Raw genomic sequence first — 26639 nt, 5'->3', positions numbered from 1 at the left:
ACCGCCGGGTGGGGCGGTGGGCGGGTGTGCCCTCAGCCGGTCAGGTCGGGGATCAGGCGCGGGCCCACCCGCCGCACGTGGTCGCGGAACAGTGCCACCGCGGGGGGTTCGTAGCCGCCGCCCGACCCCTGCTGGGGCCAGACCACGCCGATGGGGCGGCGGGCGTCCACGCCCTCGATGCCCAGTTCCACCGTTCCGCTCAGCGGTCCCTTGGGGCGGGCCGGGAGCACGGACACCCCCAGTCCCGCCGCGACCAGTCCGCGTGCGGTGGCGATGTCGTCGGCCTCGAAGGCCACCCGGGGGGTGAATCCCGCCTGTTCCACGATGCGGTCGGTCAGGTGGCGTACGCCCCGTCCGGGTTTGAGCAGGATGAACTCCTCGTGTGCCGCGGCGGTCACCGTCACCCCGGGCGGTGCCGCGCCCGCTTCTTGGCCCGCCGTCCCGTCGTCCGGTGTCTGGTGTTCCTGTGCGAGCGGGTGTTGTTCGGGTACCACCAGGCGCAGTACCTGGGTGTGCAGTGTGGCCGCCGCCAGTCCCTGACCCGAGGGCAGCGGTGAGGTCAGTGCCAGGTCCGCGCCGCCGGCGGTGAGCCGGTGCAGGGACTCCGACCAGGGCTCCTGGGTGAGGGAGAAGCGCACCCCCGGGTGCCGGGCGCGAAAGTCCCGCAGGAGTGCCGGGACCACTTCCACGCCCAGTGTGGGCAGGAAGGTCAGCGCGACCCGGCCCTCCTCGGCTCCGGTCAGTTCGGCCAGGCCCTGGCGCAGGTCCGCCAGGGCTCGTTCCACGTGCGGCAGTAGCAGTCTTCCGGCGCGGGTCAGTCGTACTCCGCGTCCGGTGCGTTCGACCAGTGCCATGCCCAGTTCCTCCTGTGTTCGGGCCAGGGCCCGGCTCAGGGTCGGTTGGGGGGTGCCCAGCGCTTCGGCGGCCTGGGTGATGTGCTCGGTGGCGGCCACCGCGGCCACCATGCGCAGGCGGGGCGCCAGGATCTGGGCCAGGGCGTCGGTGTCGTCGTGTTCACTGCGTTCCATGCGTTCCAGTATGGGTCAACGCCAAAGCATGCATTGGACGTATGAAACCGGTCTTTCTAGCGTGGACGGTATGAGCCTGACCAGTGCCTCGCCGCCTGATTACGACACCCGTCCCCGTGCGGGGACCGGCGCCTACCGGCGCACGGTCATCGCGCTGGTGGCCGCCGCCGTGGCGACCTTCGCCCAGTTGTGGGCGGTCCAGCCGATCCTGCCCGCGATCGCGGAGGGTTTCGGCGCCTCGGCCTCCCAGGCCGCGCTCGCGGTCTCGCTGGCCACGGGCGGCCTGGCCGGGTTCACCCTGGTCTGGAGCGGGGCGGCGGACCGCTTCGGTCGTGCGCGTGTCATCGGTGTCTCCCTGCTGGCCGCGACGCTGCTGGGCTGTGTGATCCCCTTCGTCGCCGATCTGTGGCCGCTGCTGGTGCTGCGCGCGTTGCAGGGTGCGGCTCTGGGCGGGGTGCCGGCCGCGGCGGTGGCCTACCTGTCGGAGGAGATCCACCCGGCCGACGCCTCGCGTGCCACGGGCCTGTACATCGCGGGCAACCCGTTGGGCGGGATGGGCGGGCGTCTGCTGGCCGGGTTCGCCGCGGATCTGGGCGGCTGGCAGTGGGGGATCGCCGCCAACACCCTGCTGGCCCTGGTCGCGCTGGTTGTGTTCGCGCTGGTCCTGCCCCGTCGGCCGCGGGCCGTGCGCACCGTCGCGGTGCGGGGGGAGGCGTCCCCGTCGCGGGGGTCGGGCGGGGGCGGGATGGGCGGGCGCCTGCGTGCGGCGGTGACCACGCCCGGGCTGATCGCCCTCTACACCCAGGCCCTGTTGCTGATGGGCGCCTTCATGACGGTCTACAACCTGTTGGGTTTTCGTCTGATGGCCGAGCCCTTCGGGCTCTCCCAGGCCGCGGCCTCGCTGCTCTTCCTGTCCTACACGGCGGGGATGCTGGGTTCGGCGGTGGCGGGGGGAGCCAGCGCGCGTTGGGGCGGGTACGCGGTGCTCACCACGGCGACCGTGTTGATGGCCGCCGGGTTGGGCGGGATGTTCGCCACGGCTTTGCCGGGTCTGCTGGCGGCCCTGTTGGTGATGACCTTCGGTTTCTTCTGTGCGCACGCCACCGCCTCGGCGTGGGTGGGTACCCGCGCGGTGCGGGGGCGGGCCCAGGCGATGGCGGTCTACACGCTGGCCTACTACCTGGGGTCGAGCCTGTTCGGCTGGTTGGGCGGTCTGGTCTACGACGCCGTGGGCTGGGGTGGGGCGGTGGTCTTCGCGTTGGGGTTGTGCTCGGTGGCCGCGGCGGCGGGTCTGCGTCTGCGCCGTCTGCGGTAGGTGCCGTCACCGCCCGTGTCGCGCTCTGGCGCCGCGCGGGCGGTGTGCTTGTCCCCGGGGCCGTCTTGGGGGGAGTGTGGGAAGGGAGCACACCACCGTGGTAGTTTAAATTTAAACTACATTGGCAGGCGCCCCGGCGAACTCGACGAAGGGTGAGGGACATGGACGTGCGCCCCGCGGGAATCCACCACGTGACCGCGATCGCCAGCGATCCGCAGGCCAACGCCGACTTCTACCTGCGCGCCCTGGGCATGCGCATGGTCAAGCGCACGGTCAACTTCGATGCGCCCCAGACCTACCACCTCTACTACGGCGACCGCGCGGGCAACCCCGGCACCATCATGACCTTCTTCCCCTGGCCCGGCGCGCCCCGCGGGCGCGTGGGCGCGGGCCAGGCCACCACCACGACCTTCTCCGTGCCCGAGGGCTCCCTGGGCTGGTGGGCCCGGCACCTGGCCTCCCTGGACGTGGAGGCCACCCGTCCCGCCGAGCGCGGTGAGGAGGACGTGTTGAGCCTGCGCGACCCCGACGGCCTGGTCATCGAACTGGCCGCCAGCGCCGACCACCACGACACCGACCCCTGGGACGGGGGAGCGGTACCGCCCGAACACGCCATCCGCGGCATCCGCGCGGTGACCCTGACCGAGCAGGACGTGGAGGGCACCGTCCAGATGCTGGGCGGGCAGCTGGGCTTCCACCTGGCGGATGAGAGCGGGGGGCGCACCCGCTTTCACACCAACGCCTCCGGCCAGGGCGTGGGCACCATCGTCGACGTGGTGGCCGACCCCCGCGCGCCGCGCGGACTGGTCGCCGCCGGAACGGTCCACCACGTGGCCTACCGCGCTCCGGACGGCCCCGTCCAGGAGGCCTGGCGCCAACGCCTGGAGGCCGACGGCGTGGGCGTCACCGAGGTCCGCGACCGCTGCTACTTCACCTCCATCTACTTCCGCGAGCCCGGCGGCGTGCTGCTGGAGATCGCCACCGACGGCCCCGGGTTCGACTACGACGAGCCTCTGCTGGAGCTGGGCCGCTCGCTCAGGCTCCCGCCGTGGCTGGAGCCCGACCGCGAGCAGATCGCCGCCCACCTGCCCGCCCTGGAGACCCGCCGGTGAGCGGCGTCGACGACCTCGTCCACGTCTTCACCCCGGCCACGGTCCCGGACGCGCCCACCCTGCTGCTGCTCCACGGCACCGGCGCCGACGAGCACGACCTCCTGCCGCTGGGGCGGGCCCTGGCCCCGGGCGCGGCCCTGCTCTCACCGCGCGGCACGGTGGACGAGAACGGTATGAACCGGTGGTTCCGCCGGGTGCGCGAGGGCGTCTTCGACGTCGAGGACCTCATCGAGCGCACCGCCGACCTGGCCGCCTTCGTCACCGAGGCCGTGCGCGCCTACGACCTGGACCCGGAGCGGGTCGTGGTCAGCGGGTTCTCCAACGGCGCCAACACCGGCGCCGCCCTGCTGCTGCTCCACCCGCACCTGCTGCGGGGCGCGGCCCTGTTCGCGGCCGGGGCTCCGCTGCAGGGGCGCCGGCCCGACCCGGTGGACCTGTCGGGGGTGCGGGTGTTCCTGGGCTTCGGCGCGGCCGACCCGATCACCACCGTGGACCAGGCGCGCCTGCTGGCCGACCAGCTGGGCGAACGCGGGGCCCGGGTGCAGGTCGAGGAGCACCCCGGCGGGCACCAGGTGGCGCCCCAGGTGCTGGAGCGGGCCCGCGACTGGTTCGCCCGATCACGGTTTTGACCTGCGCTTCTCCTCGAACCGCGGCGGCGTCCCCTGACCCTGGGCGTCGCCGCTTCGCGCGTCGTGGGCCGTGTACTCCTGTTTATCGCGAAAAAGTCAGCGCGACACTCACCAAAATGGATACCATCGGCAGCGAAATGCACACCCAACGTGACATGGAGTGGTTTTCATGTGCTTGACGCAACGTGCCCTGGCTGGTGCCGCCGCCGGTGCCGTCCTGGCCACCGTCCTGCTGGTCGGCACCGCCCCGGCCTCGGCGGACTCCGTGTCCACCGGGTTCTCCCGCCCCCTGCACTTCTTCAGTGACGAGGGCTTCCTCGACGACATCATCGACAACATCACCATCACCGTCTGAGCGCTGGCCCCGCGGGCCTGACCGCCGCCTTCGCCGGACGTCCACGACGTCGTCCCTCCCCTGGGTGGACGTCCGAGGAGCGGGACCCAGCGGGCACAGCGACGCACGGCGGGTTCACCCCTTCCCTCGTGAACCCGCCCCCGGCACCCCCGCCATCCCCTCCCGGCCGCGCGCACCGGCGCGAAGCCACGGGCAAAGGACACCCTGGGACCACACCCGCTCCGAGGCGAAGAGTAGGCTGCGTGCGTCAGCCATCCCCGCCACGAAAAGAACCCATGATCACCTCTTCCCTCGGGCGCGCGCGGTAGATGGACCCCGAGATCCTCGGCCTGCTCCTGCTGGTCGGTGTCGCAGCGGGCTGGGTCGACGCCGTCGTCGGTGGAGGCGGCCTGCTCCTGCTGCCCGCCCTGCTGGTCGCCGCGCCCACCACACCCCTGGCCACCCTGCTGGGCACCAACAAGCTGGGCGCCGTCTTCGGCACCACCTCCGCCGCCCTGGCCTACGCCCGCAAGGTCAGGATCGACCGCCGCGTGGTCGCGCCCACCGCAGCCCTGGCCCTGCTGGGCTCGGGGCTGGGCGCGGCCATGGCCGCCGCGCTCACCGCCGACGTGCTCAAACCCGTCATCATGGTGGTCCTGGCCGGGGTCGCCCTCATGGTCTACTTCCGCCCCGCCATGGGTGTCGCCTCCGACCGCCGCCTGCGCACCCGCAACCGCGCCCTGGCGGTGGTGGCCGTCGCGGGCCTGGGCGTGAGCTTCTACGACGGCCTCATCGGCCCGGGCACCGGCGTCTTCCTCATCATCGCCTTCACCGCCGTGGTCGGCATGGACTTCGTCGAGGCCTCGGCCTCGGCCAAGATCGTCAACGTGTGCACCAACCTGGGAGCGCTCGTCGTCTTCGGTCTGGGCGGGCACATCGACTGGCTGCTGGGCCTGGGGTTGGCGGTGTGCACCATCATCGGCGCCCAGATCGGGGCGCGTATGGCCCTGCGGCGGGGTTCGGGGTTCGTGCGCGCGGTGCTGCTGGTGGTGGTCATCGCCCTGCTCGTGCGCATGGGCTGGGACATCTTCACCTGAGGCCGCCTGAGGCGCGGGGCGCGCGCCCCGCGCGCGGTGCGGTCAGTCGCGCAGCCGGTAGAAGCGCACCGGCGAGTTGGCGGTGAAACCGATGCGCGGGTACACGGGCGCTCCGGCCTCGGTCGCCTGCAGTACGGCGCGCCTGAGGCCGCTGGCCCGGGCGCCCTCGTACAGGGCCTTGCGGGTGACGGCCTCGGCGTAGCCCCTGCGCTGCCACCGCGGTGCGGTGGCCACGAGCACGACGAACAGGCAGTCCCGCGCGCGTACCGTCGCGGCGCACGTGACCGCCTCGCCCTCGCGTATGCCCAGGTAGGCGTGGACGCCGTCCTTCCACAGGGCGGATCCCACGAGCCCGTCGCGGCCCTCCTGCGGGGTGAAGCCGTAGGCGTGGGAGTTCAGGTCGGCGTAGGAGCGCAGGTGTGCGTCGGTGCTCACGCGTACGAACGTCAGGTCGGGGTGGGAGGGTTCGGGCAGGTGCGCAAGGTCCGCGGCCATGCCGACGCCGCCGAAGGCGTGCTCCAGTCCCGCCCGGTGGGCCGCCTCGCGCAGGTGCTCGCGCGCCCGTGGGTCGAGCAGGTCCTCGAAGAGCCACAGGAAACCGGGGCGCCTCTTGGCGCGCATCACCCGTTCCGCCTGGTGCAGGGCGTGTTCGAGGTCCGCGGCGTCGGTGTCGACGCCGGTCAGGGTGAGGCAGTTCCAGAAGGCGAACCGGCAGTCGGCCCAGCGCACGGCCAGGCCGGGCAGGTCGCGCACGTCGGCGTGGGGGTCGCGGTCCAGCACCAGGGTGCGCCAGACCCGGGTGAGCTGCTCCATCGACTCGATCGACGCGGTGCGGTCCCTCATCAGGCCCCCTCGGCGGGTGGGGCCCGAGGAGGGCCCGGTGCGTGCTGTGCCGCGCGGGGTGCCCGGGCGGCGTGGCTCCTCGCCCCGCCGGGCGGGGTCAGCGCGTGGCGTGTACGTCCACGATGGCGGGCGCGCCCGGGGTTACCGGCGGGTTCGCCCGATCTGTGACCTTGACCCTCACACCGCGGGTTCGGCCTGTCCGGTCAGCGCCGCGGTCACGTCCTGGACGATGCGGTGCGCGGCGTGGTGGTTGGCCGCGCCCCACACGTCGTGGTCCATGCGGTACACCCGTGCGTCCCGCACCGCCCGCAGGTTGGACCACACCCCCTCGGAGAAGGTGCGGGGCGCGTCGGGGTAGCCCGATCCGGCCAGGACGAACACCGTGTCGCCGTCCGCGCGTTCCAGGTGCTCATAGCCCAGGGCGATGAAGTCGGTGGCGCCCTGGGCCTGGTGCTGGCCCCGGGGGCGGGCCAGGCCCAGGTCCCGGACGATCTGTCCGGGGAAGGAGGCGGGCGTCTCCAGGCGTATCTCGCTGGGGCTCTGCAGCCGCACGAGCGAGACCTCGGTGGCGGCCGGATCCACCCCGGCCCCGGTGATCTGCTCGCGCGCTTCCTCCAGGGCCGTCTCGTACTCGGCCACGGCACGCTCGGCCTGTTCGGGGGCGTCGAGTACCTCGGCGACCTGGTGCAGGTGGCCGCGCCAGGATCCGGTGCCCTCCCACTCCAGCAGGACCGTGGGCGCTATGGCCTCCAGGTCCGACAGCATCTGCGCCTGGGCGCCGGACCGGGTGTGGACGCCGATGATCAGGTCCGGGGCGGCGTTGGCCAGTGCTTCGAGCTGGACGTCGTCCTCGGCGGGGGAGTTGGTCACCAGGGTCAGGGCGTCGCCGTCGGCGCCCGGGGGCAGGAAGGGGGCCAGTCCCTGTTCGGGTGCGCCGGGGGTGCCCATGGTGGCGGCCACGTCGTGTCCCAGCAGGGTCGCGGCGGCCAGGGTGGGGCGCCACAGGACGGCGACGCGCTGGGGTGCGGCGGGGATCTCCACCTCTCCGTTGGCGGCCTGTACGGTGCGCGTGGGCCCGTCGTCGGTTCGGGGGGAGGAGGGCGGGGCGGCGCAGCCGGACAGGGTCAGTGCCGCCAGGGCGGTTAGTGTGGCCAGGGCACGCACAGGACGCGACAACTCGGGCATAACGGGCACCCTTCCGTGCGAACAGGATGAAGGTAAGGCTAACCTGTCCGAGGCGGCGCGCAGTGCACCGGTGCCGCCCACAGGCTGCACCCCCCCGGGGCAGCCGCGTCCACCACCCACGCCACAACGAACGGGGAAGCCGTGGCCCTGCGCGCCCCCACCCTCACGCGCCCCACACTCACCAGGCGCATCATCCGCCCCCTCGGGCTGGTCGCCGCCCTGGGCCTGCTCACCCTGTGCGCCCTGCTCAGCGTCACCGTCGGCAGCAAACCCATCCCCGCCGCCGACGTGTGGGCCGCGCTGACCGCCTACGACGGCTCCTACGACCACGACGTCATCCGCAGCCTGCGCGTCCCCCGCACCGTCATCGGCGTCTTCGTCGGCGCCGCCCTGGGCCTGGCCGGAGCCCTCATGCAGGCCCTGACCCGCAACCCCCTGGCCGAACCCGGCATCCTCGGCGTCAACTCCGGCGCCGCCGCGGCCGTGGTCATCGCCGTCATCGCCTTCGGCGCCACCGGCACCGGCTACGTCTGGCCCGCCTTCGCCGGCGCCGCCCTGGCCGCCGTCGCCGCCTACGCCCTGGGCTCACGCGGACGCTCCAGCGCCACCCCCGTACGCCTGGCCCTGGCCGGAACCGCCGTCGCCGTCGTCCTCCAAGGCCTCATCCACGGCGTGTTCGTCCTCAACGAGTTCGTCTTCGACCGCATCCGCTTCTGGCAGGTCGGCTCCCTGGTCGGACGCGACCTGGACGTCTTCTGGCAGGTGGCGCCCTTCCTCGTCGCGGGCATCGTCCTCACCCTGTGCCTGGGCCCCTCCCTCAACGCCGTCGCCCTGGGCGACGACCTGGCCGCCACCCTGGGCGCCAACATCCCCCTCATCCGCGCCGCCACCGCCGTGGGCGTCATCCTGCTGTGCGGCGCCGCCACCGCCGCCGCGGGCCCCATCTGGTTCGTCGGCCTCATCATCCCCCACGCCGCACGCCTGGTCACCGGCCCCGACCAACGCTGGCTGCTGCCCTACTCCGCGGTCCTGGGCGCCGTCCTGCTCACCGCCGCCGACACCCTGGGCCGCGTCATCGTGCCGGGCGCCGAACTGGAGGTCGGCATCATCACCGCCTTCGTCGGCGCCCCCCTGTTCATCGCCCTGGTCCGCAGCACGAGAATGGCCCACCTGTGAGCCGCACCCTGACACCCCGCCGCCCGCGCGAGCGCGCCCGCACCACACCCCGCGGCTCCTTCGCCCTGCGCCTGTTCGGCGAACGCCTGTCCCTGCTGGTGCGCCCGCGCACCCTCGTCGTCGCCGCCGTCCTGACCGCGCTCAGCGCCGCAGCCCTGATCGTCTCGGTGGCCGTGGGCGACTACGAGATCCCGCTCGGCGCCGTGCCCGCCGCGATCGCGGGCTACGGCGAACGCCTGGACGTGTTCTTCGTCCAAGGGGTGCGCCTGCCCCGCGCCCTGACCGCCATCGGCGTGGGCGCCGCCTTAGGGCTCGCCGGAGCCGTCTTCCAGAGCCTGTCGCGCAACGCCCTGGGCAGCCCCGACATCATCGGCTTCACCGGCGGCGCCGCCACCGGAGCCGTCGCCGTCATCCTGCTCTTCGGCGCCGGACGCCTGGGCGTGTCCCTGGGCGCCATCGCCGGGGGCATGCTCACCGCCGCCGCCGTGTACCTGCTCTCCACCAAGAACGGCGTCCAGGGCTACCGGCTGGTCCTGGTCGGCATCGGCATGGCCGCCATGCTCGGCGCCGTCCGCGACTACCTGCTCACCCGAGCCGAACTCACCGACGCCCTCGGCGCCCAGATCTGGATGATCGGCAGCCTCAACGGCCGCGGCTGGGCCGAGGTCGCGGCCGTGTGGATCTGCCTGGTCCTGCTGGGACCGGTCCTGCTCGCCCTGGGCCAGCGCCTGCGCTTCATGGAACTGGGGGAGGACACCGCGCGCGGCCTGGGCGTGCCCACCCGCTCCACCCAGCTGACCGCCCTGGCCGCCGCCAGCGCCCTGACCGGCGCCGCCATCGCCGTCTCGGGCCCCATCGGCTTCGTCGCCCTGGCCGCACCCCAGCTGGCCCGCCGCCTGATGCGCACCGGCGGCACCACCCTGGCCGGATCCGCGCTCATGGGCGCCGCCCTGCTGGCGGTGGCCGACCTGGTCGCGCTGCGCGCCCTGGCCCCCACCCAGCTGCCCGTGGGCGTGGTCACCGCCGTCATCGGCGGCAGCTACCTGATCTGGTTGCTCTACACCGAATGGCGCGGCGGACGTGCCTGACCGAAACCGAGGAAGAACGATGACCATCGCCGACCACTCCGCCTCCCGCCTCAACGGCCGCGACCTCACCCTGGCCTACGAGCAGCGCGTCATCTCCCGGGACCTGGCCGTCACCATCCCCGACAACTCCTTCACGGTGATCGTGGGACCCAACGCCTGCGGCAAGTCCACCCTGCTGCGGGCCCTGTCGCGCACCCTCAAGCCCGCGCACGGCCACGTGCACCTGGACGGCAAGGCCATCAGCTCCTACCCCGCCAAGGAGGTCGCCCGCCGCCTGGGGCTGCTGCCGCAGACCTCCATCGCCCCCGACGGCATCGGCGTGGCCGACCTGGTGGCCCGCGGCCGCTTCCCCCACCAGGGGTTCCTGCGCCAGTGGTCCAAGCAGGACGAGGCGGTCGTGGCCGAGGCCATGGCCTCCACCGGCGTGGCCGAACTGGCCGAGCGGTCGGTGGACGAGCTCTCGGGCGGGCAGCGCCAGCGCGTGTGGCTGGCCATGGTCCTGGCCCAGCAGACCCCCCTGCTGCTGCTGGACGAGCCCACCACCTACCTCGACATCGCCCACCAGATGGACATGCTCGACCTGTGCGCGCAGCTGCACGCCGAACGCGACTACACCCTGGTCGCGGTCCTGCACGACCTCAACCACGCCTGCCGCTACGCCACCCACCTGATCGTGATGAAGGAGGGCGCCATCGTCGCCGAGGGCGACCCCTCCACCGTGGTCACCGCGTCCCTGGTCGAGGAGGTCTTCGGCCTGCCCGTGCGCATCATCCCCGATCCCGAGACCGACACCCCGATGATCGTGCCCGTGGACCGCCGCGGCGCCGCCCGCTGACCCCGCCTCCGACGGGCCCGGCCGCGGGACGCACCGGCGGGGGAGGGGCACGCCAGGCCCCGCAGGGCCCAACCCCGCCCCCTGGCGCGCGGGCAGGGACTGGACACGTCGCCGGTGCCAGAACCGCAGGGGTGGGGATGTGGGGGCGCGGGGCGGGGGAGGGGAGCCTCCCCCGCAGAAACCCGCCGACGGGTGCCCGGGACCACCACCGAAACGGACCCCCGAGGCCCTGGGCGACAGGTGGGGCCCGGGGCGCACCACGCGACCCGGGCCCCACCGCGCCCCTCCCTCGGGGCGTCCCCTCTCAGGCGCCCGACAGCTCCAGACGCAACACCAGAGCCACCAGCTCCACCAACACCTCCTTGACCGACTCCCGGTCCCGGGCGTCGCACAGCAGCAGCGGCACCCGCTCCTCCAGGTCCAGCGCCACCCGCACGTCGTCCGCCCGGTGCGTGCGCTGCCCGTCGAAGCAGTTCACCGCCACCACGAACGGCACCCCGCGCGACTCGAAGAAGTCGATCGCGTCGAAGGAGTCCGCCAACCGCCGGGTGTCGGCCAACACCACCGCGCCCAGAGCGCCCTCGGTCAACTCCTCCCACATGAACGAGAACCGCCGCTGACCCGGCGTACCGAACAGGTACACCACCGTCGACCCGTCCAGCGTGATCCGGCCGAAGTCCAGGGCCACCGTCGTGGTCGCCTTGGCCTCCACCCCGTCCAGATCGTCCACGCCCACACTCTCGGAGGTCATGACCTCCTCGGTGTGCAGCGACTCCACCTCGCTCACCGCCGAGACCAGGGTGGTCTTACCCGCCCCGAATCCCCCCGCGACCACGATCTTGAGGGTGTCGGGAACCGGCCCCGCACCCTCGGCGTCCATCACGACCAACGACACATCCACTCCACCTCGACACCACCCTTGCCCCTCACAGCTGACGGATGCGCTCCAGCACCGAGCGCAGCGTCTCGGCGTCGGGCCGGTGCCGCTCCCAGTCGGAGGTGCGCACCACCACACGGCCCTGGTCCAACAGGTCCGCCAGCAGGATCCGCGTCACCCCCAGCGGAAACCCCGACCGCGAGGCCACCTCGGCCACCGACACCGGCCGCGCGCACAGCGACAGGATCAGCTCCAGTTCCGGGTCCACCTCCCCGGCGGGAGCCGGGGCGACCGCGACCACCTGCGAGGTCATCGAAAAGTCCGTACGCGAAGGACGCGTGCGCCCACCCGTCAACGAGTACGGCCGGATCAGACTCGACTCGAACGACCACTCCCGTCCCGACGCCCCACCGGACGGCTCAGCGTCCACGCCCTCACCTCCTCACACTCCCGCGCCGCGGCAGCGCCGACAGGTGCGGACCCACCTGGCGCACCAGACGGTTCACCTCGAACGCCGCCTGGCCCATGTCGCACGTGGACTCGGCCACCAGCGCCAGCGACGCGCCCTGACCGGCGGCCAGCACGAAGAAGAACACGTTGTCCATCTCCACCACCGTCTGACGCACCTCCGCGGCCCCCAGTTGCCCCCGAGCGCCACGGGCCAGGCTCGCGAAACCGGACGCGATCGCGGCCAGCCGCTCACCCTGCTCGCGCCCCAGGTCGTCCGAGCACGACAGCAGCAGCCCGTCCGCCGACAGCAACAGCGCGTGCCGCGCCCCCGCCACCCGCCGCACCAGGTCGCCCAGCAGCCAGTCCAGCGTCCTGGCCGGGGACTGCCCCTCCACCGCCTCGGCCGTCCTGTCTCCCGCCGCAGCGTCCGCCGTCATCGACATCACCCTTCCGAGCTCTCACCGGGGCGCGCACCGCGCACGCCGTCTCCATCCCCGTCCAGGGGCTGTGCGCGCCCGCGCAGGCTCCCGGACTGGAAAGCACTCATCATCGACCGGATCTCGGTCAGCGACCGCTCGGCCGCCGCCTCCCGGCCCCCGGACTCCCCGGGGTGCCCGGGCGCGGCCGGGGCGGGCGCGGGGGAGGGCTGCACGCCCTTGCGCCGCCGCCGGGGCAGACCCTTGTAGGTATCGCCCGTGTCCTCGTCCCCGGCCGCGTCCGCGGTCTCGGGCGCGGCCCGGGCCCCGTCCTCCCGCGCCGCCCGCTCCTCGACCCCGCCCGCCAGGACCAGCCGCTGCGACCGCGCGGTCGCGGCCTCCCGGTCCCCGCCCGGCTCCGCGGCGCCCGCGCCCTGGTCCGCCAGCGCGTCGGCGGGAACGGCCACGACCGCGCACGCGCCGCGCTCGGGCCCGGCGCTCAGCGTCACCTCCAGGCCGTGGCGCGCGGCGATGGTGGCCACCACGAACAACCCCAGCTGGGAGTCCTCGCGCATCCGGGCCAGATCGAAGCGCGGCGGGTCGCGCAGCAGCGCGTTGGACGCCTCCAACTGCTCCCGCGTCATCCCCAACCCCCGGTCGCGCACCTCCAGCACGCACCCGCCCGCCTCCCCGGCCCGGCCGCGCACCGTCACCTCCGTGCCCGGGGGCGAGAAGGACGTGGCGTTCTCCAGCAGCTCCGCCAGCAGCCGCACGGTGTCCGCGCCCACCTCGCCGCGCAGCGCCACCGCCGGCACCGCCAGCACCCGCACCCGCACGTAGTCCTCGATCTCGCTGGCCGCGGCCCGCACCGCCTCGTGCAGGCGCACCGGCGCCAGTCCCCGCCGCACGGGGGCGTCCCCGCTGAGCAGCATCAGGTTCTCGGCGTTGCGCCGCATCTGCGTGCTGAAGTGGTCGATGCGAAAGAGCGACTCCAGCACCTTGGGGTCGGTCTCGGCGCGCTCCAGCGCGTCCAACAGCCCCAGCTGGCGGTGCACCAGCGCCTGCGTGCGCCGGGCGATGTTGCGGAACATGTTGCGCACGCCCGCGCGCACCTGCGCCTCCTCCACCGCCGCCGCCACGGCCGCGCGCTGGGCGTCGTTGAAGGCCTCGGCCACCTGCCCGACCTCGTCGGTGCTCTCCACCCGCAGCCGCGGCACCTCGGCGTCCACGTCCACGCTGCCGCCCGCGCGCAGCCGTGCGGTCACCTCCGGCAGGCGCACCCGGGCGTGCTCCAGGGTGGCCGTGCGCAGGTCCTGCAGGCGCCTGCCCAGGCGCTGGGTGGCGCCCACCGCGACCGCGGAGGAGACCAGGGCGGCCACCAGGGCGGGCACGCTCACCAGCAGGACGCTGGTGCGCAGCTCGGCCGACTGCGAGCGGCTGAAGGCGATGACCCGGTCGATCTGGCCCTGTTCGACGTCGCGCATGCGCGCGTCCACGGCCTCGGCGGCGCCCTGCCAGGCGGTGGCGTTGACCGGCACGGTGGCCCCGCCCCGCACGGGCATGGAGATGATGCTCTCCTGGAGCTGGTAGATGCGCTGCACCTCGCTGTAGGACTCCAGCTCGATGTAGTCCTGGCCGTCCTCCTCGCTCATCTCGACCACGACCCGGTCCCAGGTGTAGTGCTGGGCTCCGGCCGCGGCGGCGAACTGTGCGTGGGCCTGGACGGGGAAGGAGTTGGTGGCCACCGCGTGGGCCAGGACGGTGTCCTGCTGGTTGAGGAGTTCGCGGGTGCGCATCAGCGAGGTCAGGGAGCGCAGGTGCGGGGCCTGGGCGGGGTCGGCGCGCTCGACCTGGCCGTCCCACACGCGCAGGCCCTGTTCGATGACCTCGTCGTAGACGGTGGAGGTCTCCTCCAGGTCGATCTCGGTGGGGGAGGAGGCGTCCACCCGGGCGCGCAGGGTGTCGACGCGGTTGACGGCGGCGCGGAAGGCCAGGGCCTGTTCGGGCAGGTCCTGCACGTCGAAGGCGTCCAGGCTCCGGCTGAGGGCGTCCACGGCCTCGTCGGTGCGCTGGCGCGAGTAGGTCAGGTACAGGGCGGTGCGCTCGGTGCCCCAGGCCGCGTCCATGGTGGCGCGGCGTTCGCGCTGGAGCGCGCTGATGGTCTCCTCGACGGGGACGCCGACCTGTTCGGTGAAGGTGGCGGTGGTGCGCAGTTCACCGATGTCGCCGACGAGCAGGGCGGTGAAGGCGGCCCACAGGGCCAGCAGCACGGTGCTGGGGAACAGGACCAGCGTGATCATGCGGGCGCGAAGCGAACGGCGCTTGTTGTGGGGCATGGGCTCGCTTTGGGGGAGAGCGGCGGAGGCTACCTGCGGGGGTCCGCCGGGGTGGGGGAGGGGCCGGAGTTCCCCAGAGTGAACCGCTCAACGGGGGATTGCGCAAGCCTGAGGGGGACACAGTGTCCCATACGGGGAGGATCTGCGCAGGTGGGAAGGCTGGCCTCAGCTTGGTAACGCGAAATACTAAGCTACTAAGTACATTAAAATCTACGTCGTACAGTCGAGCCTTTAGCTCCTTCGAACCCCAAAAAGACAGAAGGAGCGGCTCCGCCGCACCGACCACCACAGGCTCCAACCTCACAGAACACGCGTACCGCAGGTGACCCCCACACCGCACACGGGTACGTAGCCCCCAACAGCCACCCGTACACGCACCGGCGCGTACGACCGCCACCGGGGGAGAGGGCCCACCATGAGACTCACCGAGGAACAGATCCGCGACGGCCTGACCCGCCTCACCGACTGGGAACTGGACCCCGCCGCACCCGCCATCCGCCGCACCGTGCGCCTGCCCGACTTCCCGGCCGCCATCGCCCTGGTCAACGAGATCGCCCAGGCGGCCGAACAGGTCGACCACCACCCCGACATCGACATCCGCTACGACACCCTGCACCTGGCGCTGAGCACCCACTCCGAAGGAGCCGTCACCGACAAGGACATGTCCCTGGCCGCCCGCGTGGACGAACTCATCCCCTGACCCCGACCCAGGGGGAGCAGCGCACAGGACCGCGCCCACCCGCCCCGGACCGCCGGGCGGGGCAGGGGCGGACCCTCAGCGCAGGCGCGCCCGGCGCATCTTGCCCGAGGCCGTACGAGGCAGCTCCTCCACGAAGTCCACCACCCGCGGCGCGGCGTGCGCGGCGAACCGCTCGCCCACCCACCCCTTGAGCTCCTCGGCCAGCTCCGGAGTGGCCTCGTGACCGGCGCCCAGAACCACCCGCGCACCGATCACCTGCCCGGCGAGCTCGTCGGGGATCGAGTACACCCCGCACTCCTCCACCGCCGGGTGGGCGTTGAGCACCGACTCCACCTCACTCGGACCGATCCGGTACCCGTAGGTCAAGATGGCGCCGTCGTCACGGGTGGAGAAGAACAATGACCCCTGCCGGTCCTGGATACCGGTGTCCCCGGTCAGGTAGTAGGCGCCGTCGGGGGTGAACCTGACCTGAGAGGCCCCCTCCTGACCGACGTAGCCCTCGAACCAGGCCAGCGGACTGCGCTCCAGGTCCACCGCCACACGCCCGTAGGCGCCCAGGGGAGCGGGGTCGTCGGAGATCGCCTCCAGGATCTGCACCCGCCAGCCCGGCAGCGCGGGACCGATCGCCCCCGGCGGCGGATCGGCCGGCCCCTGACCGGTGTCGCCGTTGGGCACGCCCACACACCAGCCCAGCTCGGTCTGCCCGTAGTGGTCGCGCACCGGGACGCCGAACACGTCGGTGACCCAGTCGATGACGTCGGGGGCCAGCGGCTCGCCCGCACTGGCCAGGCTCTGCACCATCACCTCGGGCGGCAGGGTCTTGGTGGCCGCGCGCAGCGTGCGGTAGGTGGTGGGATCGGCCGCCAGGTTGGTGACGCCGTGCACGCCCAGCACGTCCAGGGTCAGCTCCGGGTCGAAGAACCCGGCCCGCAGCGCCAGGGAGTTGTGCCCGGCCAGCAGCGGCGAGATGAGCCCGTGGTAGAGGCCGTAGGCCGCGCCGGGGTCGGCGGTGTTCCAGTAGACGTCGTCGTCGTGCACGCCCAGGCCGTAGTGGTGGTAGGCGTGCATGGCGGCCAGGGCGCGCACGGGCACCCGCACGCCCCGGGGCGGGCCGATGACCCCGGAGACGTAGACGACGGCCAGCAGGCCGTCCCCGCCCACGGCGGCGTCGGGGACGGACGGCGCCGCGGCTGCGCGGGCGGCCAGGCCGGTGAGGGTGTGGTCGCCCTCGTGGGCGGGCTCGGCGGCGGTGGTGGCGATGTGCCAGGGGCGGTCGGCGCCGGGGACGAGCTTGGCGCGGTACTCGGCGTCGCACACCACCAGGCGGGCGCCGGAGTCGGTGAGGCGCTCGTTGATGGCCGAGGGGGCGAAGGAGGAGAGCAGGGGGACCAGGACGGCGCCCAGACGCCACACGGCCAGGGCGGTGACGGTCAGGTCCACGCCCTTGGGGATGAGGGTGGCGACGCGGTCCCCGCTGGTGATGCCCAGGTCGGCCAGACCGGTGGCCAGGTCGCGGGAGCGCCGGGCGAGTTCGCCGAAGGTGAGGGTGGTGGCCTCCAGGGTGGGGCCGATCTCGGTGGTGGCGGTGGCGTGGGGGTCGTGGCGGTCGCAGAGGAGGTGGGCCACCGATGTGGTGGGTGTGTCGTAAGTGGCGAGCCAGTCGCGGACGTGGTGCTCCGGGTCGGGCACGGGCATCGGTGGCGGTCCTCTTTTTCGGTTGGTGTGGGGCTTTCGCGGGTTACGTCAACACTATGCCCACCTGTGAGCCTGGCCTCACTCGCGCGTCGCGTGGGCGCTGGGACATGATGTGGGGATGGATAGCGTCGCGGTGGTGGAACGTTTCGGTCTGGGTGCGGATGTGCGCCTGTGGCTGGAGGAGGCGGAGCGGCTGCCGGAGCCGGTGAGGGCTCTGGAGGTTCCGGTGGGTGCTGAGGCGGAGCGGGTGTTGGACCTGTTCGCGCTGGAGGCGGTGGACCGGGCCGAGGTGGCGGCGCTCTGGCCGGGTTCGGGTTCGGCGTCGGGGGAGTGGCCGCCGGAGCTGTGGTACCTGGTGGGGTGCATGTACCGGCGTCTGTGCGCGGACGCGGACCTGGCCCTGGGGGAGTGGCGGGACTGGCCGTCGTTGGTGGAGGCCGAGGACGCGCGGGTGCGCGCGGCGTCGCTGTGGGCGTTCGCGGCGCGGGTGCCCGCGCAGTTCGAGGCGCACGCGAAGCTGGGCGTGGATCCGGCGGTGACGGCGGCGACGCTGGCCGACGTGGGCGTGCAGGTGGCGCGGTCGCGGCGGATGTTCGGCCGGTTGGGCGTGGAGACGGCGGCGTGGGTGGCGGCGCAGTTCCGGGGGCGCCTGTACTGGGTGGGCGGGTTGCAGCTGGAGCCGGGGGTGCTGACCGACCAGGGCGGTGTGGAGTGGTACGCCCGGGAGGAGGCGGCGCGGCTGGGCCCGGGGATGGGCCGCGGGGACTTGGCGCTGCGGTTGCACATTCCTTCGGGGGGCCTGGACCCGGCGTCGGTGGACGACGCGCTGGGGCGGGCGCGGGGGTTCGCGCGGGCGCACCTGGGGTTCGATCCGGTGGTGGCCACGTGTACGTCGTGGTTGCTGGACCCGCAGTGGGAGGAGGTGTTGGGGGAGGGCTCCAACATCGTGGGGTTCCAGCGGCGGTTCACGCTGGTGGGGCGCGGGCAGCCGGGGGAGTCGGACGTGTTCCGGTTCGTGTTCGGGATGCCGGTGGTGGACGTGGCCGCGGCCGGTCGGCGTACGCGGTTGGAGCGTGCGGTGGTGGAGCGGTTGGAGTCGGGGGGTGCGTGGCAGGTGCGCACGGGGTGGTTGCGGCTGCCCGGATAGGGACCGTGTGTGCGTTCCCCGGGACCCGCGACCGCCGCGGGTCCCGGGGAAGGCGGTCGCCGGGGGTGCGGGGCGGCGGGAGGGGTTCGTCGGGCGCGGCTGGGCCGGGGCGGAGGTTGAGGTCTTCGTCCGGTTGCGGGGAGCCGTTCAGGCCTGTGGGGCGTGAGGGCGTGGACGGGAGAGGGGCTGTTCCGGCTCTACTTTACATAATGTGCATTATCGGCGATATGGGAGTGCCTGCGGGGAAGGGGTTCGCTGCTCTGCGGGACGTGTGCGCGTCCGGGGTTGGGTGGGCGTCGGCTCGACGGACTCGGCCGGGCTCCGCACCTGGACTCGGGCGCGCTCTCGCCGCTGCCGCGCCGCCTGGAGTGCGCCGGGATCCTGACCCGCCTACGACGGCGTGGCTGAGTGGCCGGGTCGCTGAACGCCATCGCACGGGCGTCGGGTGACCGTTGCGGGCCCGGCCGGATGTCTGGAGCCCGGAGCCGCTGCGTATCCGGAGTCCATGGCGGCCGCGTCCCGGCCCTGGAGGCTGGCGCACGGGAGCGATTGGCTGGCCGTCCTCGGCGCGGCTGCGACCTGGCCTGTCGCCCGCTCCGGTGCGCGGAGACCGACCCATCCCTTCGGAGTGTCCAGGCCGGCCTCGGCGCCGGGTGCCTCAGCGTGGGCGCCCCGGGGGCCGCGTTCGCCCCGATGTCGGGCGTCGTGCGGCAGCCCGCGACCCGGGTGTCTTCCCCCGCAGTGGTCGTCCAGGCGGGGCGCGAGGTCCCGGTGCGGCGGGTCGGCTCCAGGGAGAAGGCGCTGGTGGGCGGCGGGGTGTCCCCTGCGAACGCGCCCCTCTCCCGATTCCTCCATGTTTCATGCATAAACCGTGTTATGCATGATTTTGTAGGGTTTTGTACTTCTATGCGAAGTTTCGTGGCGGTTGGCTGGCCGCCGAGTCGCTCACCGGTGACCGCCGCCCCTCCCTTCGCGCTCGACCCCGTGCCCCGCCGGGCTCCTTCGCCCCCGCCCGAACCTTCGAGTCCGGCGTCGCACGCGAAGCGGCTCCCCGCGTTTCCCCTCCCCCGCCCCGGGCAGGAGGGCGGCGCGGCGAACAACGGTTCCCCGCCCGGGCCGGACGACCCCGCGGCACGTCGCCCGTGATCTGACGATCACACAGGGTTACCGTAGTCGGATCGGGTGCGGACTCCCCCGGTCCACCGGCCCGCCGCTCCCCCTCCGCGCACGAAGGCACCCTCCCGGGAGGACGAGGCATGGCCCTGCAAGAGGACGAACTACGAGGCGTGGACGCCTACTGGCGGGCCGCGAACTACCTGTCGGTCGGGCAGATCTACCTGCTGGACAACCCGTTGCTGCGTGAGGAACTGCGGCCCGAGCACATCAAGCCGCGCCTGCTGGGGCACTGGGGCACCACCCCGGGGCTGAACTTCTGCTACGCGCACCTGAACCGGGCGATCCGTGATCGGGACCTGGAGATGATGTACGTGATGGGGCCGGGGCACGGCGGTCCGGCCGCGGTGGCCAACGCCTGGCTGGAGGGCACCTACAGCGAGGTGTACCGGCACGTGAGCCAGGACGTGGAGGGGATGCGGCGGCTGTTCCGGCAGTTCTCCTTCCCCGGCGGGGTGCCCAGCCACGTGGCGCCCGAGACGCCGGGGTCGATCCACGAGGGCGGGGAGCTGGGGTACTCGCTGGCGCACGCCCAGGGCGCGGCCTTCGACAACCCCGACCTGGTGGTGGCGTGCGTGGTGGGCGACGGGGAGGCCGAGACGGGCCCCCTGGCGGGCAGTTGGCGCGGCAACGCGTTCCTGGACCCGGTGCACGACGGCGCGGTGCTGCCGATCCTGCACCTGAACGGGTACAAGATCGCCAATCCCACGGTGCTGGCGCGGATCCCCGAGCGGGAACTGCTGTCCTACTTCGAGGGGCTGGGGTACCGGCCGCTGCTGGTCAGCGGTGAGGATCCGGAGTACATGCACAGGCGGATGGCCGAGGCGGTGGACGAGGCTCTGGAGGAGATCGCGCGGATCCAGCACCGGGCGCGGGTGTCGGGTGTGCGCGGGCGCGCGGTGTGGCCGGTGGTGATCCTGCGTTCGCCCAAGGGGTGGACGGGGCCGGCGGAGGTGGACGGTGTGCCGGTGGAGGGGACGTGGCGTTCCCACCAGGTGCCGTTGGGCCAGGTGCGTTCGGACGAGGGGCACCTGAGGCAGTTGGAGGAGTGGATGCGCTCCTACCGGCCCGAGGAGTTGTTCGAGGAGTCGGGTGCCCCGGTGGCCGAGGTGCGCGCGCAGGCCCCGGAGGGCGAACGGCGGATGAGTGCGAGTCCGCACGCCAACGGCGGGGTGCTACGTCGGGAGCTGGTGCTGCCGGACTTTCGCGGGTACGCGGTGGACGTGGGCCGGAACGGGACGCAGACCGGTGAGGCGACTCGGGTGCTGGGCCGTTTCCTGCGGGACGTGATCCGGTCCAATCCGCGCACGTTCCGGTTGATGGGGCCTGACGAGACGGCCTCCAACCGGTTGGACGCGGTGTTCGAGGCCTCGGACAAGGAGTGGCAGGCCGAGCGGCTGGCGACCGATGAGCACCTGGGGCCCGGCGGCCGGGTGATGGAGGTGCTCAGCGAGCACCTGTGCCAGGGGTGGTTGGAAGGGTACCTGTTGACCGGGCGGCACGGGCTGTTCGGCTGTTACGAGGCGTTCGTGCACATCGTGGACTCGATGTTCAACCAGCACGCGAAGTGGTTGAAGGTGTCCCGGGATCTGCCGTGGCGGCGGCCGATCTCGTCGTTGAACTACCTGTTGACCTCGCACGTGTGGCGTCAGGACCACAACGGGTTCACCCACCAGGATCCGGGGTTCCTGGACGTGGTGCTCAACAAGCCCGCGGAGGTGGTGCGCGTGTACCTGCCGCCGGACGCCAACACGCTGTTGTCGGTGGCCGACCACTGCCTGCGCTCCAGCGACTACGTGAACGTGGTGGTGGCGGGCAAGCAACCGGGGCTGGGGTACCTGTCGATGGAGGAGGCGGTGGCGCACTGCGCGCGCGGGATCGGGATCTGGGAGTGGGCCAGTACCGACGGTGGGGCGGATCCGGACGTGGTTCTGGCCTGTGCGGGTGACGTGCCCACGTTGGAGGTCTTGGCGGCCGCGGACCTGGTGCGCCGCTGGTTGCCGGGGGTGCGGGTACGGGTGGTCAACGTGGTGGACCTGATGCGGTTGCTGCCCGACAGCGATCACCCGCACGGGTTGCCCGACGCCGAGTACGACGCCCTGTTCACCACGGACAAGCCGGTGGTTTTCGCCTTCCACGGGTATCCGTGGCTGGTGCACCGGTTGACCTACCGCAGGGCGGGCCACGCGAACCTGCACGTGCGCGGATACCGGGAGCGGGGCACGACGACCACACCGTTCGACATGGTGATGCTCAACGACCTGGACCGGTTCCATCTGGTCATGGACGTGATCGACCGGGTTCCGGGACTGGGCCAGCGGTCGGCCCAGGTGCGTCAGCGGATGGTGGACGAGCGGTTGCGGCACCGCGCCCACACCCGGGAGTTCGGTGAGGATCCGGCGGAGATCCGTGAGTGGGTGTGGCGGTACTGATGCGTGTTCTGGTGGTCAACGCGGGGTCCTCCAGCCTGAAGCTGGGGGTGGTGGACGGTGACGGCGCGGTGCTGGCCTCGGAGTCGCTCGCGGCGCGTGGGGGGCACTGGGACCCGCGGGAGCTGAGCCGGGCGCTGGAGGGTGTGCCCGAGGTGGACGCGGTGGGTCACCGTGTGGTGCACGGGGGCGGTGAGTTCGTCGATCCGGTGCGGTTGGACGCCTCGGTGGTGGAGCGGTTGCGGGCGTGGGGTTCGTTGGCGCCGCTGCACCAGCCCAAGGCGTTGGAGGCGATCGAGGCGGTGGGGCGGGTGTTGCCGGGGTGTGCGGCGGTGGCGTGTTTCGACACCGCCTTCCACTCCGGTCTGCCGGAGGTGGCGTCGACGTACGCGGTGCCCGAGCGGTGGCGACGGGAGTGGGGGGTGCGCCGGTACGGGTTCCACGGGCTCTCGCACGCCTATGTGTCGCGGCGGGCGGCGGAGTTGACCGGTGGTGAGCGTGTGGTGAGCGCGCATCTGGGGTCGGGTGCGTCGTTGGCGGCGGTGGCGGGCGGCCGGTGTGTGGACACCACGATGGGGTTCACCCCGTTGGAGGGGGTGGTGATGGCCACGCGTTCGGGGAGTGTGGATCCGGGGTTGGTGGTGTGGTTGGTGCGCCATGGCGGGTTGTCGGTGGAGGAGGTCCAGCGGGGGTTGGAGCGCGAGTCGGGGTTGTTGGGGCTTGCGGGGACCGAGGACATGCGTGAGGTGTTGGAGCGCGACGACGCGCGGGCGCGGTTGGCGCTGGGGGTGTACGTGCACCGGTTGTGTGCGGGTGTGGCGTCGATGGCGGCGGCGCTGGGCGGGGTGGACACGTTGGTGTTCACCGGTGGTGTGGGCGAGGCGGCGGCTCCGGTGCGTGAGCGTGTGGCGCGGGGGCTGGGTTTCTTGGGTGTGGGTGTGGATGGTGCGGTGAATGCGGCTGTGGAGGGTGAGGCGGAGGTGACGGGTGTGGGTGCGCGGGTGCGCACGTTGGTGGTGCCCTCGCGTGAGGACGTGGAGATCGCGGCGGGGGTGCGGCGGGTGCTGGGCGGGGGGTGAGTGCCTCTCCCCCGGTTTCTGTGCCTTGTCTGGGTTCTTCGCGCGGTTTCGCTTCCGGGGTTCCTGGTGGGTGCGGGGTGTCGCCGTGCCGTCGTGGTCGGGTGCCTCCTCCTCTTCCCCGCTGCCGTGCGGTTCCCGGGTGCGTCGTGGTGTCCTCTCCCCCGCTGCCGGGTGTCCGACGGGTTCGGACGTGTTCGGCACCCGGTGGAGGCGGGCGGTGGAAGCGCCCGCGGAATCGGGGATGCTGGGGGTATGAGTGCTCAGACGGGGCCTGTGGCCGAGGCTGTGGAGCAGTACCTGGTGGCGCGTCGGGCGGCCAAGCCCTCCCCGCATACGGTGGCCGCTTACCGGCGTGATCTGCGCGGGGTGTTGGGGTGTGTGGCGCAGGTGATGGGTGTGGAGCCTGAGCAGGTGGAGTGGCAGGACCTGGAGGCGGGGGTGCTGCGGGCGGCGTTCGCGGAGTTCGCCGGGGAGCGGGCGGCCTCCAGCGTGGTGCGGGCGTGGTCGACGTGGAACGGGTTCTTCGGGTTCTGGGTGTCGGAGGGGGTGGTGGCGGGAAATCCGATGTCGGCGGTGCCGCGGCCGCGGGTGCGCCCTTCGGGGCCCAAGCCGTTGATGGGCGAGGACACGCCGGAGCGGTTGTTGGAGGCGTTGGCGCGGGGTGCGCGCAAGGCGCGTGATCCGTGGCCGGAGCGGGACCTGGCGGTGTTGGCGTTGGCGCTGCTGACGGGGATGCGGTCGGCGGAGATGTTGTCGCTGCGGGTGGAGTCGGTGGGCGGGCGTTCGGGTGAGCGCCGTATCCGGGTGGTGGGCAAGGGCGGGGGTGAGCGGGTCCTGCCGATCGAGGTGCCGTTGGAGGCGTTGTTGGAGGCCTATCTGGTCTCGCGGCGTGAGCGGTTCGGGGTGGTGCGGGGGTCGGATCCGTTGTTGGTGGACAACCGGGGTGAGGGGTTGCGCCGGGGCGGGCTGCAGTATCTGGTGCAGCAGTGTTACAAGCACGCGGGTGTGCACGACCGGGTGGCGCGGGGGACGCTGGTGCACGCGTTGCGGCACACCTTCGCGACGCGGTTGGCGGAGGACGGGGCGTCGGTGTCGGAGATCATGCATCTGCTGGGGCACGCGTCGGTGGCGTCGTCGCAGGCCTACATCGAGGTGACGGCGCGGGCGCAGCGGGAGGCGGCGTCGTCGAACCGTACGTACGGGGTGCTGCGGCGTCTGGTGGCCGAGGGCGGGGGCGGCTGAGTCGGGGTGTGGCTAGGCTTTGCCTGTGGATACGACTTATTTGACTGTGTCATCGGTGAACGTGAACGGGTTGCGGGCCGCGGCGAAGAAGGATCCGGGGTTCGTGGGGTGGTTGGCGGGCACGGACGCCGATGTGGTGTGCCTTCAGGAGACGCGGGCCGAGGCCGAGCAGTTGCCGGCGGGTGTGGTGGCGCCTGAGGGGTGGCACGTGGTGTTGGCTCCGGCCGCGGCGCGGGGGCGTGCGGGGGTCGCGGTGTACTCGCGGCGTGAGCCCGACGAGGTGCGGGTGGGGTTCGGGCATGCCGAGTTCGAGGACGCGGGCCGGTATGTGGAGGTGGACCTGGGTGGGGTGACGGTGGCGAGCCTGTACCTGCCCTCGGGTGAGGTGGGCACCGAGCGCCAGGAGGAGAAGGAGCGTTTCATGGAGGCGTTCCTGCCGTATCTGGTCAAGCGGCGGGCCGAGGTGGAGGAGCGCGGTCGTGAGCTGGTGGTGTGCGGGGACTGGAACATCGCCCATGCCGAGGTGGATCTGAAGAACTGGCGGGCCAACCGTAAGAACGCGGGGTTCCTGCCCGAGGAGCGGGAGTGGTTGTCGCGGGTTCTGGGTGAGGCGGGGTTCGTGGACGTGGTGCGGTCGTTGCATCCGGACCAGGAGGGGCCCTACACGTGGTGGTCCTACCGTGGTCGTGCCTTCGACAACGACGCGGGGTGGCGGATTGATCTTCAGGTGGCCACGCCGGGGTTGGCGGGGTGTGCGGTGGACGCGCGGGTGGAGCGTGCGTCCGAGCATGCGGGTCGTTGGTCGGATCACGCTCCGGTGACGGTGCGCTACCGGGTGCGGTAGGAGGAGGCGGTCATGGGTGTGCCGATCGTTCTGGTGCACGGGTTGCGGGTGTCGGGGACTATGTGGCGCCCGCAGGTGGAGTTGTTGGAGAGCGAGGGGCGCACGGTGGTGGTCCCCGATCTTCCTGGGCACGGGTCGCGGCGGGGTGAGGAGTTCTCGCTGGGGCGTGCGGTGGACGCGGTGTTGACGGCGGTCGACAGTGTGGGCGGCCGGGCGCTGGTGGTGGGGTTGAGCCTGGGCGGGTTCGTCTCGATCGCGACGGCGGCCGCCGCTCCGGGGAAGGTGGCGGGGTTGGTGGCGGCCGGGTGTACGGCCAAGCCCGCGCAGTTGTTGGCGCAGGTGTACCGGATCCCGGCGGTGTTGATGGATCGGTTGCCGGACAAGGGTGCGGCGGTCAACGAGCGGTTCCACCGGTTGACGTTGCGTGATGGTGCGGCGGACGCGGTGTTGGGGGGTGGTTTGGCGGTGGAGGCGGCCACGGCGGTGATCGACGCGGTCTCGGAGATGGACGTGTTGGCGGCGTTGGCGTCGTATGAGGGGCCGGTGTGGTTGATCAACGGGGCGCGGGACCACTTCCGGATCCATGAGAAGCGTTTCTTCGACTCGTGTGTGGATGGTCGGTTGGTGAACGTGCCGCGGGCGGGGCACATGGTGAGTCTGGATCAGCCGGTGAATTTTTCGCGGATCGTCGCGGACGCGGCTGATGTGGTGTCGGGGCGTGAGCGTGTGCGGCGTGCGGTGGAGGCCGGGGAGGGCTGAGGCCGCTGCGGCCGCGGGGGCGGGGGTTGGTGTGCCTTCGCCCCCCTTCGCGTGTCAGGGGGTGGGTGCGGGCAGGCGGAAGTAGATGGCGGGGTTGTGGTGGCCGGGGTGCAGGGGTGTGGTCAGGCCGAGTTCTTCCTTGAGTTCGCGTAGGGCGCGGTGGGTGTGGGGTGCGCGGGCGGCGGAGGCGGTGAAGAAGCCGGTGGTGTGGGTGGTGAGCCAGGCCATGACGTGGGCGCCTTCGGTGAAGGGCGGGGTGGAGTGGTGGCGGAAGACGTCGTGGACGGTGACGGTGGTGTGCGGGGGCAGGGTGGGCAGCAGGTGGTGCAGGTACCAGCGGGCGAACCAGCCCTGGTGGGTGGCGTTGATGTGCAGGTGGTCGGTGCGCGGGGGCAGGTGGGCGGTGCTGGTGCGGATGTCGCCGTGGGTGAAGGTCCAGCGGGTGCGGGCCAGGTCGGTGGGGACGTGGCGGGGTGCGTGGTCGCGGGTGTCGAAGGAGTGCAGGTGGCCGGTGCCGTTGTCGCGTAGGGCGGACAGGATCCAGGTGGTGGACCAGCCGTGGTCGGTGCCGATCTGGACGGTGTGGGCGGGGGCGTTCTCGCGCAGGAGCAGGTAGGTGATCTCGGCTTCGATGTCGTCGGTGCAGGGGCGCAGGTGGGGGTTGGCGGTGTGGTGGTGGCGCATCTGGTCGCGGACGCGGGCCAGGTCGTCGCGGTGGGTGCGGTAGAGGTGGCGGATGTGGTCGAGGTCGATGGTGGTGGGCATGTGGTTTCCCCGGGTGCGGCATGGACACGGTGTGGTTGCTGAAAGTAGCAGTGTTGTCGCCGTGTGTTCATCTGGGGGTGGGTGT

24 protein-coding genes are annotated in these 26639 nt (G+C 72.5%); 15 read left to right on the top strand and 9 right to left on the bottom strand.

All coding sequences use genetic code 11. From position 1 onward, the window contains the following. Positions 1–32 precede the first annotated feature (32 nt). Positions 33–1028 (bottom strand): LysR family transcriptional regulator, encoded by a 996-nt coding sequence (locus UIS43_RS04740; RefSeq protein WP_117198392.1) that lies wholly within the window; start codon positions 1026–1028, stop codon positions 33–35. A gap of 70 nt (positions 1029–1098) precedes the next feature. Here UIS43_RS04740 and UIS43_RS04735 point away from each other — a divergent pair, with 70 nt between their 5' ends. The 5 genes from UIS43_RS04735 to UIS43_RS04715 all read left to right on the top strand — a co-directional run bounded on the left by UIS43_RS04735 (position 1099) and on the right by UIS43_RS04715 (position 5515). After that, entirely contained in the window at positions 1099–2343 is a 1245-nt protein-coding gene (locus tag UIS43_RS04735; protein WP_370012573.1) for an MFS transporter, read from the top strand. Positions 2344–2504: 161 nt separating this feature from the next. Continuing rightward, a complete protein-coding gene (locus UIS43_RS04730) occupies positions 2505–3455 on the top strand; it encodes a ring-cleaving dioxygenase (RefSeq protein WP_013153241.1) in 951 nt (316 codons plus the stop codon). Further along, a complete protein-coding gene (locus tag UIS43_RS04725; protein WP_013153240.1) occupies positions 3452–4084 on the top strand; it encodes an alpha/beta hydrolase in 633 nt (210 codons plus the stop codon). The genes UIS43_RS04730 and UIS43_RS04725 overlap by 4 nt, the downstream gene beginning before the upstream one ends. A gap of 169 nt (positions 4085–4253) precedes the next feature. Further along, positions 4254–4439 carry a hypothetical protein gene (locus tag UIS43_RS04720; RefSeq protein ID WP_370012571.1) on the top strand — a complete coding sequence of 62 codons (186 nt, stop codon included), beginning with the start codon at positions 4254–4256 and terminating at the stop codon, positions 4437–4439. Positions 4440–4747: 308 nt separating this feature from the next. Continuing rightward, positions 4748–5515 carry a TSUP family transporter gene (locus UIS43_RS04715; RefSeq protein ID WP_013153238.1) on the top strand — a complete coding sequence of 256 codons (768 nt, stop codon included), beginning with the start codon at positions 4748–4750 and terminating at the stop codon, positions 5513–5515. A gap of 42 nt (positions 5516–5557) precedes the next feature. Here UIS43_RS04715 and UIS43_RS04710 read toward each other — a convergent pair whose 3' ends face one another. Together UIS43_RS04710 and UIS43_RS04705 are read right to left on the bottom strand one after the other, a co-directional pair. Next, positions 5558–6358: a GNAT family N-acetyltransferase gene (locus UIS43_RS04710; RefSeq protein ID WP_013153237.1), complete on the bottom strand. Its 801-nt coding sequence runs from the start codon at positions 6356–6358 to the stop codon at positions 5558–5560. Between the two features lie 177 nt (positions 6359–6535). Next, on the bottom strand, positions 6536–7543 hold the full coding sequence (locus UIS43_RS04705; RefSeq protein ID WP_071622135.1) for an ABC transporter substrate-binding protein: 1008 nt from the start codon (positions 7541–7543) through the stop codon (positions 6536–6538). A 141-nt stretch (positions 7544–7684) separates the two neighbouring features. On the opposite strand from UIS43_RS04705, the gene UIS43_RS04700 reads away from it, so the two are divergent. From UIS43_RS04700 to UIS43_RS04690, 3 genes are read left to right on the top strand one after another with little or no spacing between them, the layout of a single operon-like run. Further along, on the top strand, positions 7685–8719 hold the full coding sequence (locus UIS43_RS04700; RefSeq protein WP_370012568.1) for a FecCD family ABC transporter permease: 1035 nt from the start codon (positions 7685–7687) through the stop codon (positions 8717–8719). Continuing rightward, positions 8716–9807, top strand: a complete 1092-nt coding sequence (locus tag UIS43_RS04695; protein WP_013153234.1) for an iron chelate uptake ABC transporter family permease subunit — start codon at positions 8716–8718, stop codon at positions 9805–9807. The genes UIS43_RS04700 and UIS43_RS04695 overlap by 4 nt, the downstream gene beginning before the upstream one ends. Before the next feature lie 19 nt (positions 9808–9826). Then, entirely contained in the window at positions 9827–10642 is an 816-nt protein-coding gene (locus UIS43_RS04690; protein ID WP_013153233.1) for an ABC transporter ATP-binding protein, read from the top strand. A 304-nt stretch (positions 10643–10946) separates the two neighbouring features. Here UIS43_RS04690 and UIS43_RS04685 read toward each other — a convergent pair whose 3' ends face one another. The 4 genes from UIS43_RS04685 to UIS43_RS04670 are packed head-to-tail and all read right to left on the bottom strand — an operon-like array spanning position 10947 to position 14721. Beyond that, entirely contained in the window at positions 10947–11522 is a 576-nt protein-coding gene (locus UIS43_RS04685; RefSeq protein ID WP_036552209.1) for an ATP/GTP-binding protein, read from the bottom strand. A gap of 46 nt (positions 11523–11568) precedes the next feature. Then, on the bottom strand, positions 11569–11949 hold the full coding sequence (locus UIS43_RS04680; protein WP_174548378.1) for a DUF742 domain-containing protein: 381 nt from the start codon (positions 11947–11949) through the stop codon (positions 11569–11571). A gap of 4 nt (positions 11950–11953) precedes the next feature. After that, entirely contained in the window at positions 11954–12412 is a 459-nt protein-coding gene (locus UIS43_RS04675; protein ID WP_013153230.1) for a roadblock/LC7 domain-containing protein, read from the bottom strand. After that, positions 12412–14721 (bottom strand): nitrate- and nitrite sensing domain-containing protein, encoded by a 2310-nt coding sequence (locus tag UIS43_RS04670; protein ID WP_013153229.1) that lies wholly within the window; start codon positions 14719–14721, stop codon positions 12412–12414. The genes UIS43_RS04675 and UIS43_RS04670 overlap by 1 nt, the downstream gene beginning before the upstream one ends. Before the next feature lie 415 nt (positions 14722–15136). Between UIS43_RS04670 and UIS43_RS04665 the strand changes: the two genes are divergently transcribed. Further along, positions 15137–15421: a 4a-hydroxytetrahydrobiopterin dehydratase gene (locus tag UIS43_RS04665; protein ID WP_013153228.1), complete on the top strand. Its 285-nt coding sequence runs from the start codon at positions 15137–15139 to the stop codon at positions 15419–15421. A 75-nt stretch (positions 15422–15496) separates the two neighbouring features. On the opposite strand, the gene UIS43_RS04660 is transcribed toward UIS43_RS04665, so the two are convergent. Further along, positions 15497–17116 carry an AMP-binding protein gene (locus tag UIS43_RS04660; protein ID WP_370012565.1) on the bottom strand — a complete coding sequence of 540 codons (1620 nt, stop codon included), beginning with the start codon at positions 17114–17116 and terminating at the stop codon, positions 15497–15499. A 118-nt stretch (positions 17117–17234) separates the two neighbouring features. On the opposite strand from UIS43_RS04660, the gene UIS43_RS04655 reads away from it, so the two are divergent. The 6 genes from UIS43_RS04655 to UIS43_RS04630 all read left to right on the top strand — a co-directional run bounded on the left by UIS43_RS04655 (position 17235) and on the right by UIS43_RS04630 (position 25789). Further along, entirely contained in the window at positions 17235–18263 is a 1029-nt protein-coding gene (locus UIS43_RS04655) for an acyltransferase domain-containing protein (protein WP_013153226.1), read from the top strand. Positions 18264–19519: 1256 nt separating this feature from the next. Then, positions 19520–21868: a phosphoketolase gene (locus UIS43_RS04650; protein ID WP_071622133.1), complete on the top strand. Its 2349-nt coding sequence runs from the start codon at positions 19520–19522 to the stop codon at positions 21866–21868. Beyond that, on the top strand, positions 21868–22944 hold the full coding sequence (locus UIS43_RS04645) for an acetate/propionate family kinase (RefSeq protein ID WP_013153224.1): 1077 nt from the start codon (positions 21868–21870) through the stop codon (positions 22942–22944). Before UIS43_RS04650 ends, UIS43_RS04645 begins: the two co-directional genes overlap by 1 nt. A 252-nt stretch (positions 22945–23196) precedes the next feature. Next, entirely contained in the window at positions 23197–24186 is a 990-nt protein-coding gene (locus UIS43_RS04640) for a tyrosine-type recombinase/integrase (RefSeq protein ID WP_013153223.1), read from the top strand. A 25-nt stretch (positions 24187–24211) separates the two neighbouring features. Further along, on the top strand, positions 24212–25030 hold the full coding sequence (locus UIS43_RS04635; RefSeq protein WP_370013228.1) for an exodeoxyribonuclease III: 819 nt from the start codon (positions 24212–24214) through the stop codon (positions 25028–25030). Positions 25031–25042: 12 nt separating this feature from the next. Next, the gene (locus UIS43_RS04630; protein ID WP_013153221.1) at positions 25043–25789 is read left to right on the top strand and encodes an alpha/beta fold hydrolase; all 747 of its coding nucleotides are present in this window, start codon (positions 25043–25045) and stop codon (positions 25787–25789) included. Between the two features lie 54 nt (positions 25790–25843). Here the strand turns inward: UIS43_RS04630 and UIS43_RS04625 are convergent, their stop codons facing one another. Next, a complete protein-coding gene (locus UIS43_RS04625) occupies positions 25844–26554 on the bottom strand; it encodes a class I SAM-dependent methyltransferase (protein WP_013153220.1) in 711 nt (236 codons plus the stop codon). Between the last annotated feature and the right edge of the window lie 85 nt (positions 26555–26639).

The organism is Nocardiopsis sp. LDBS0036 (genome assembly GCF_041228755.1).
Taxonomy (GTDB): domain Bacteria; phylum Actinomycetota; class Actinomycetes; order Streptosporangiales; family Streptosporangiaceae; genus Nocardiopsis; species Nocardiopsis dassonvillei.
This window is presented reverse-complemented; position numbering and strand designations above follow the sequence as displayed.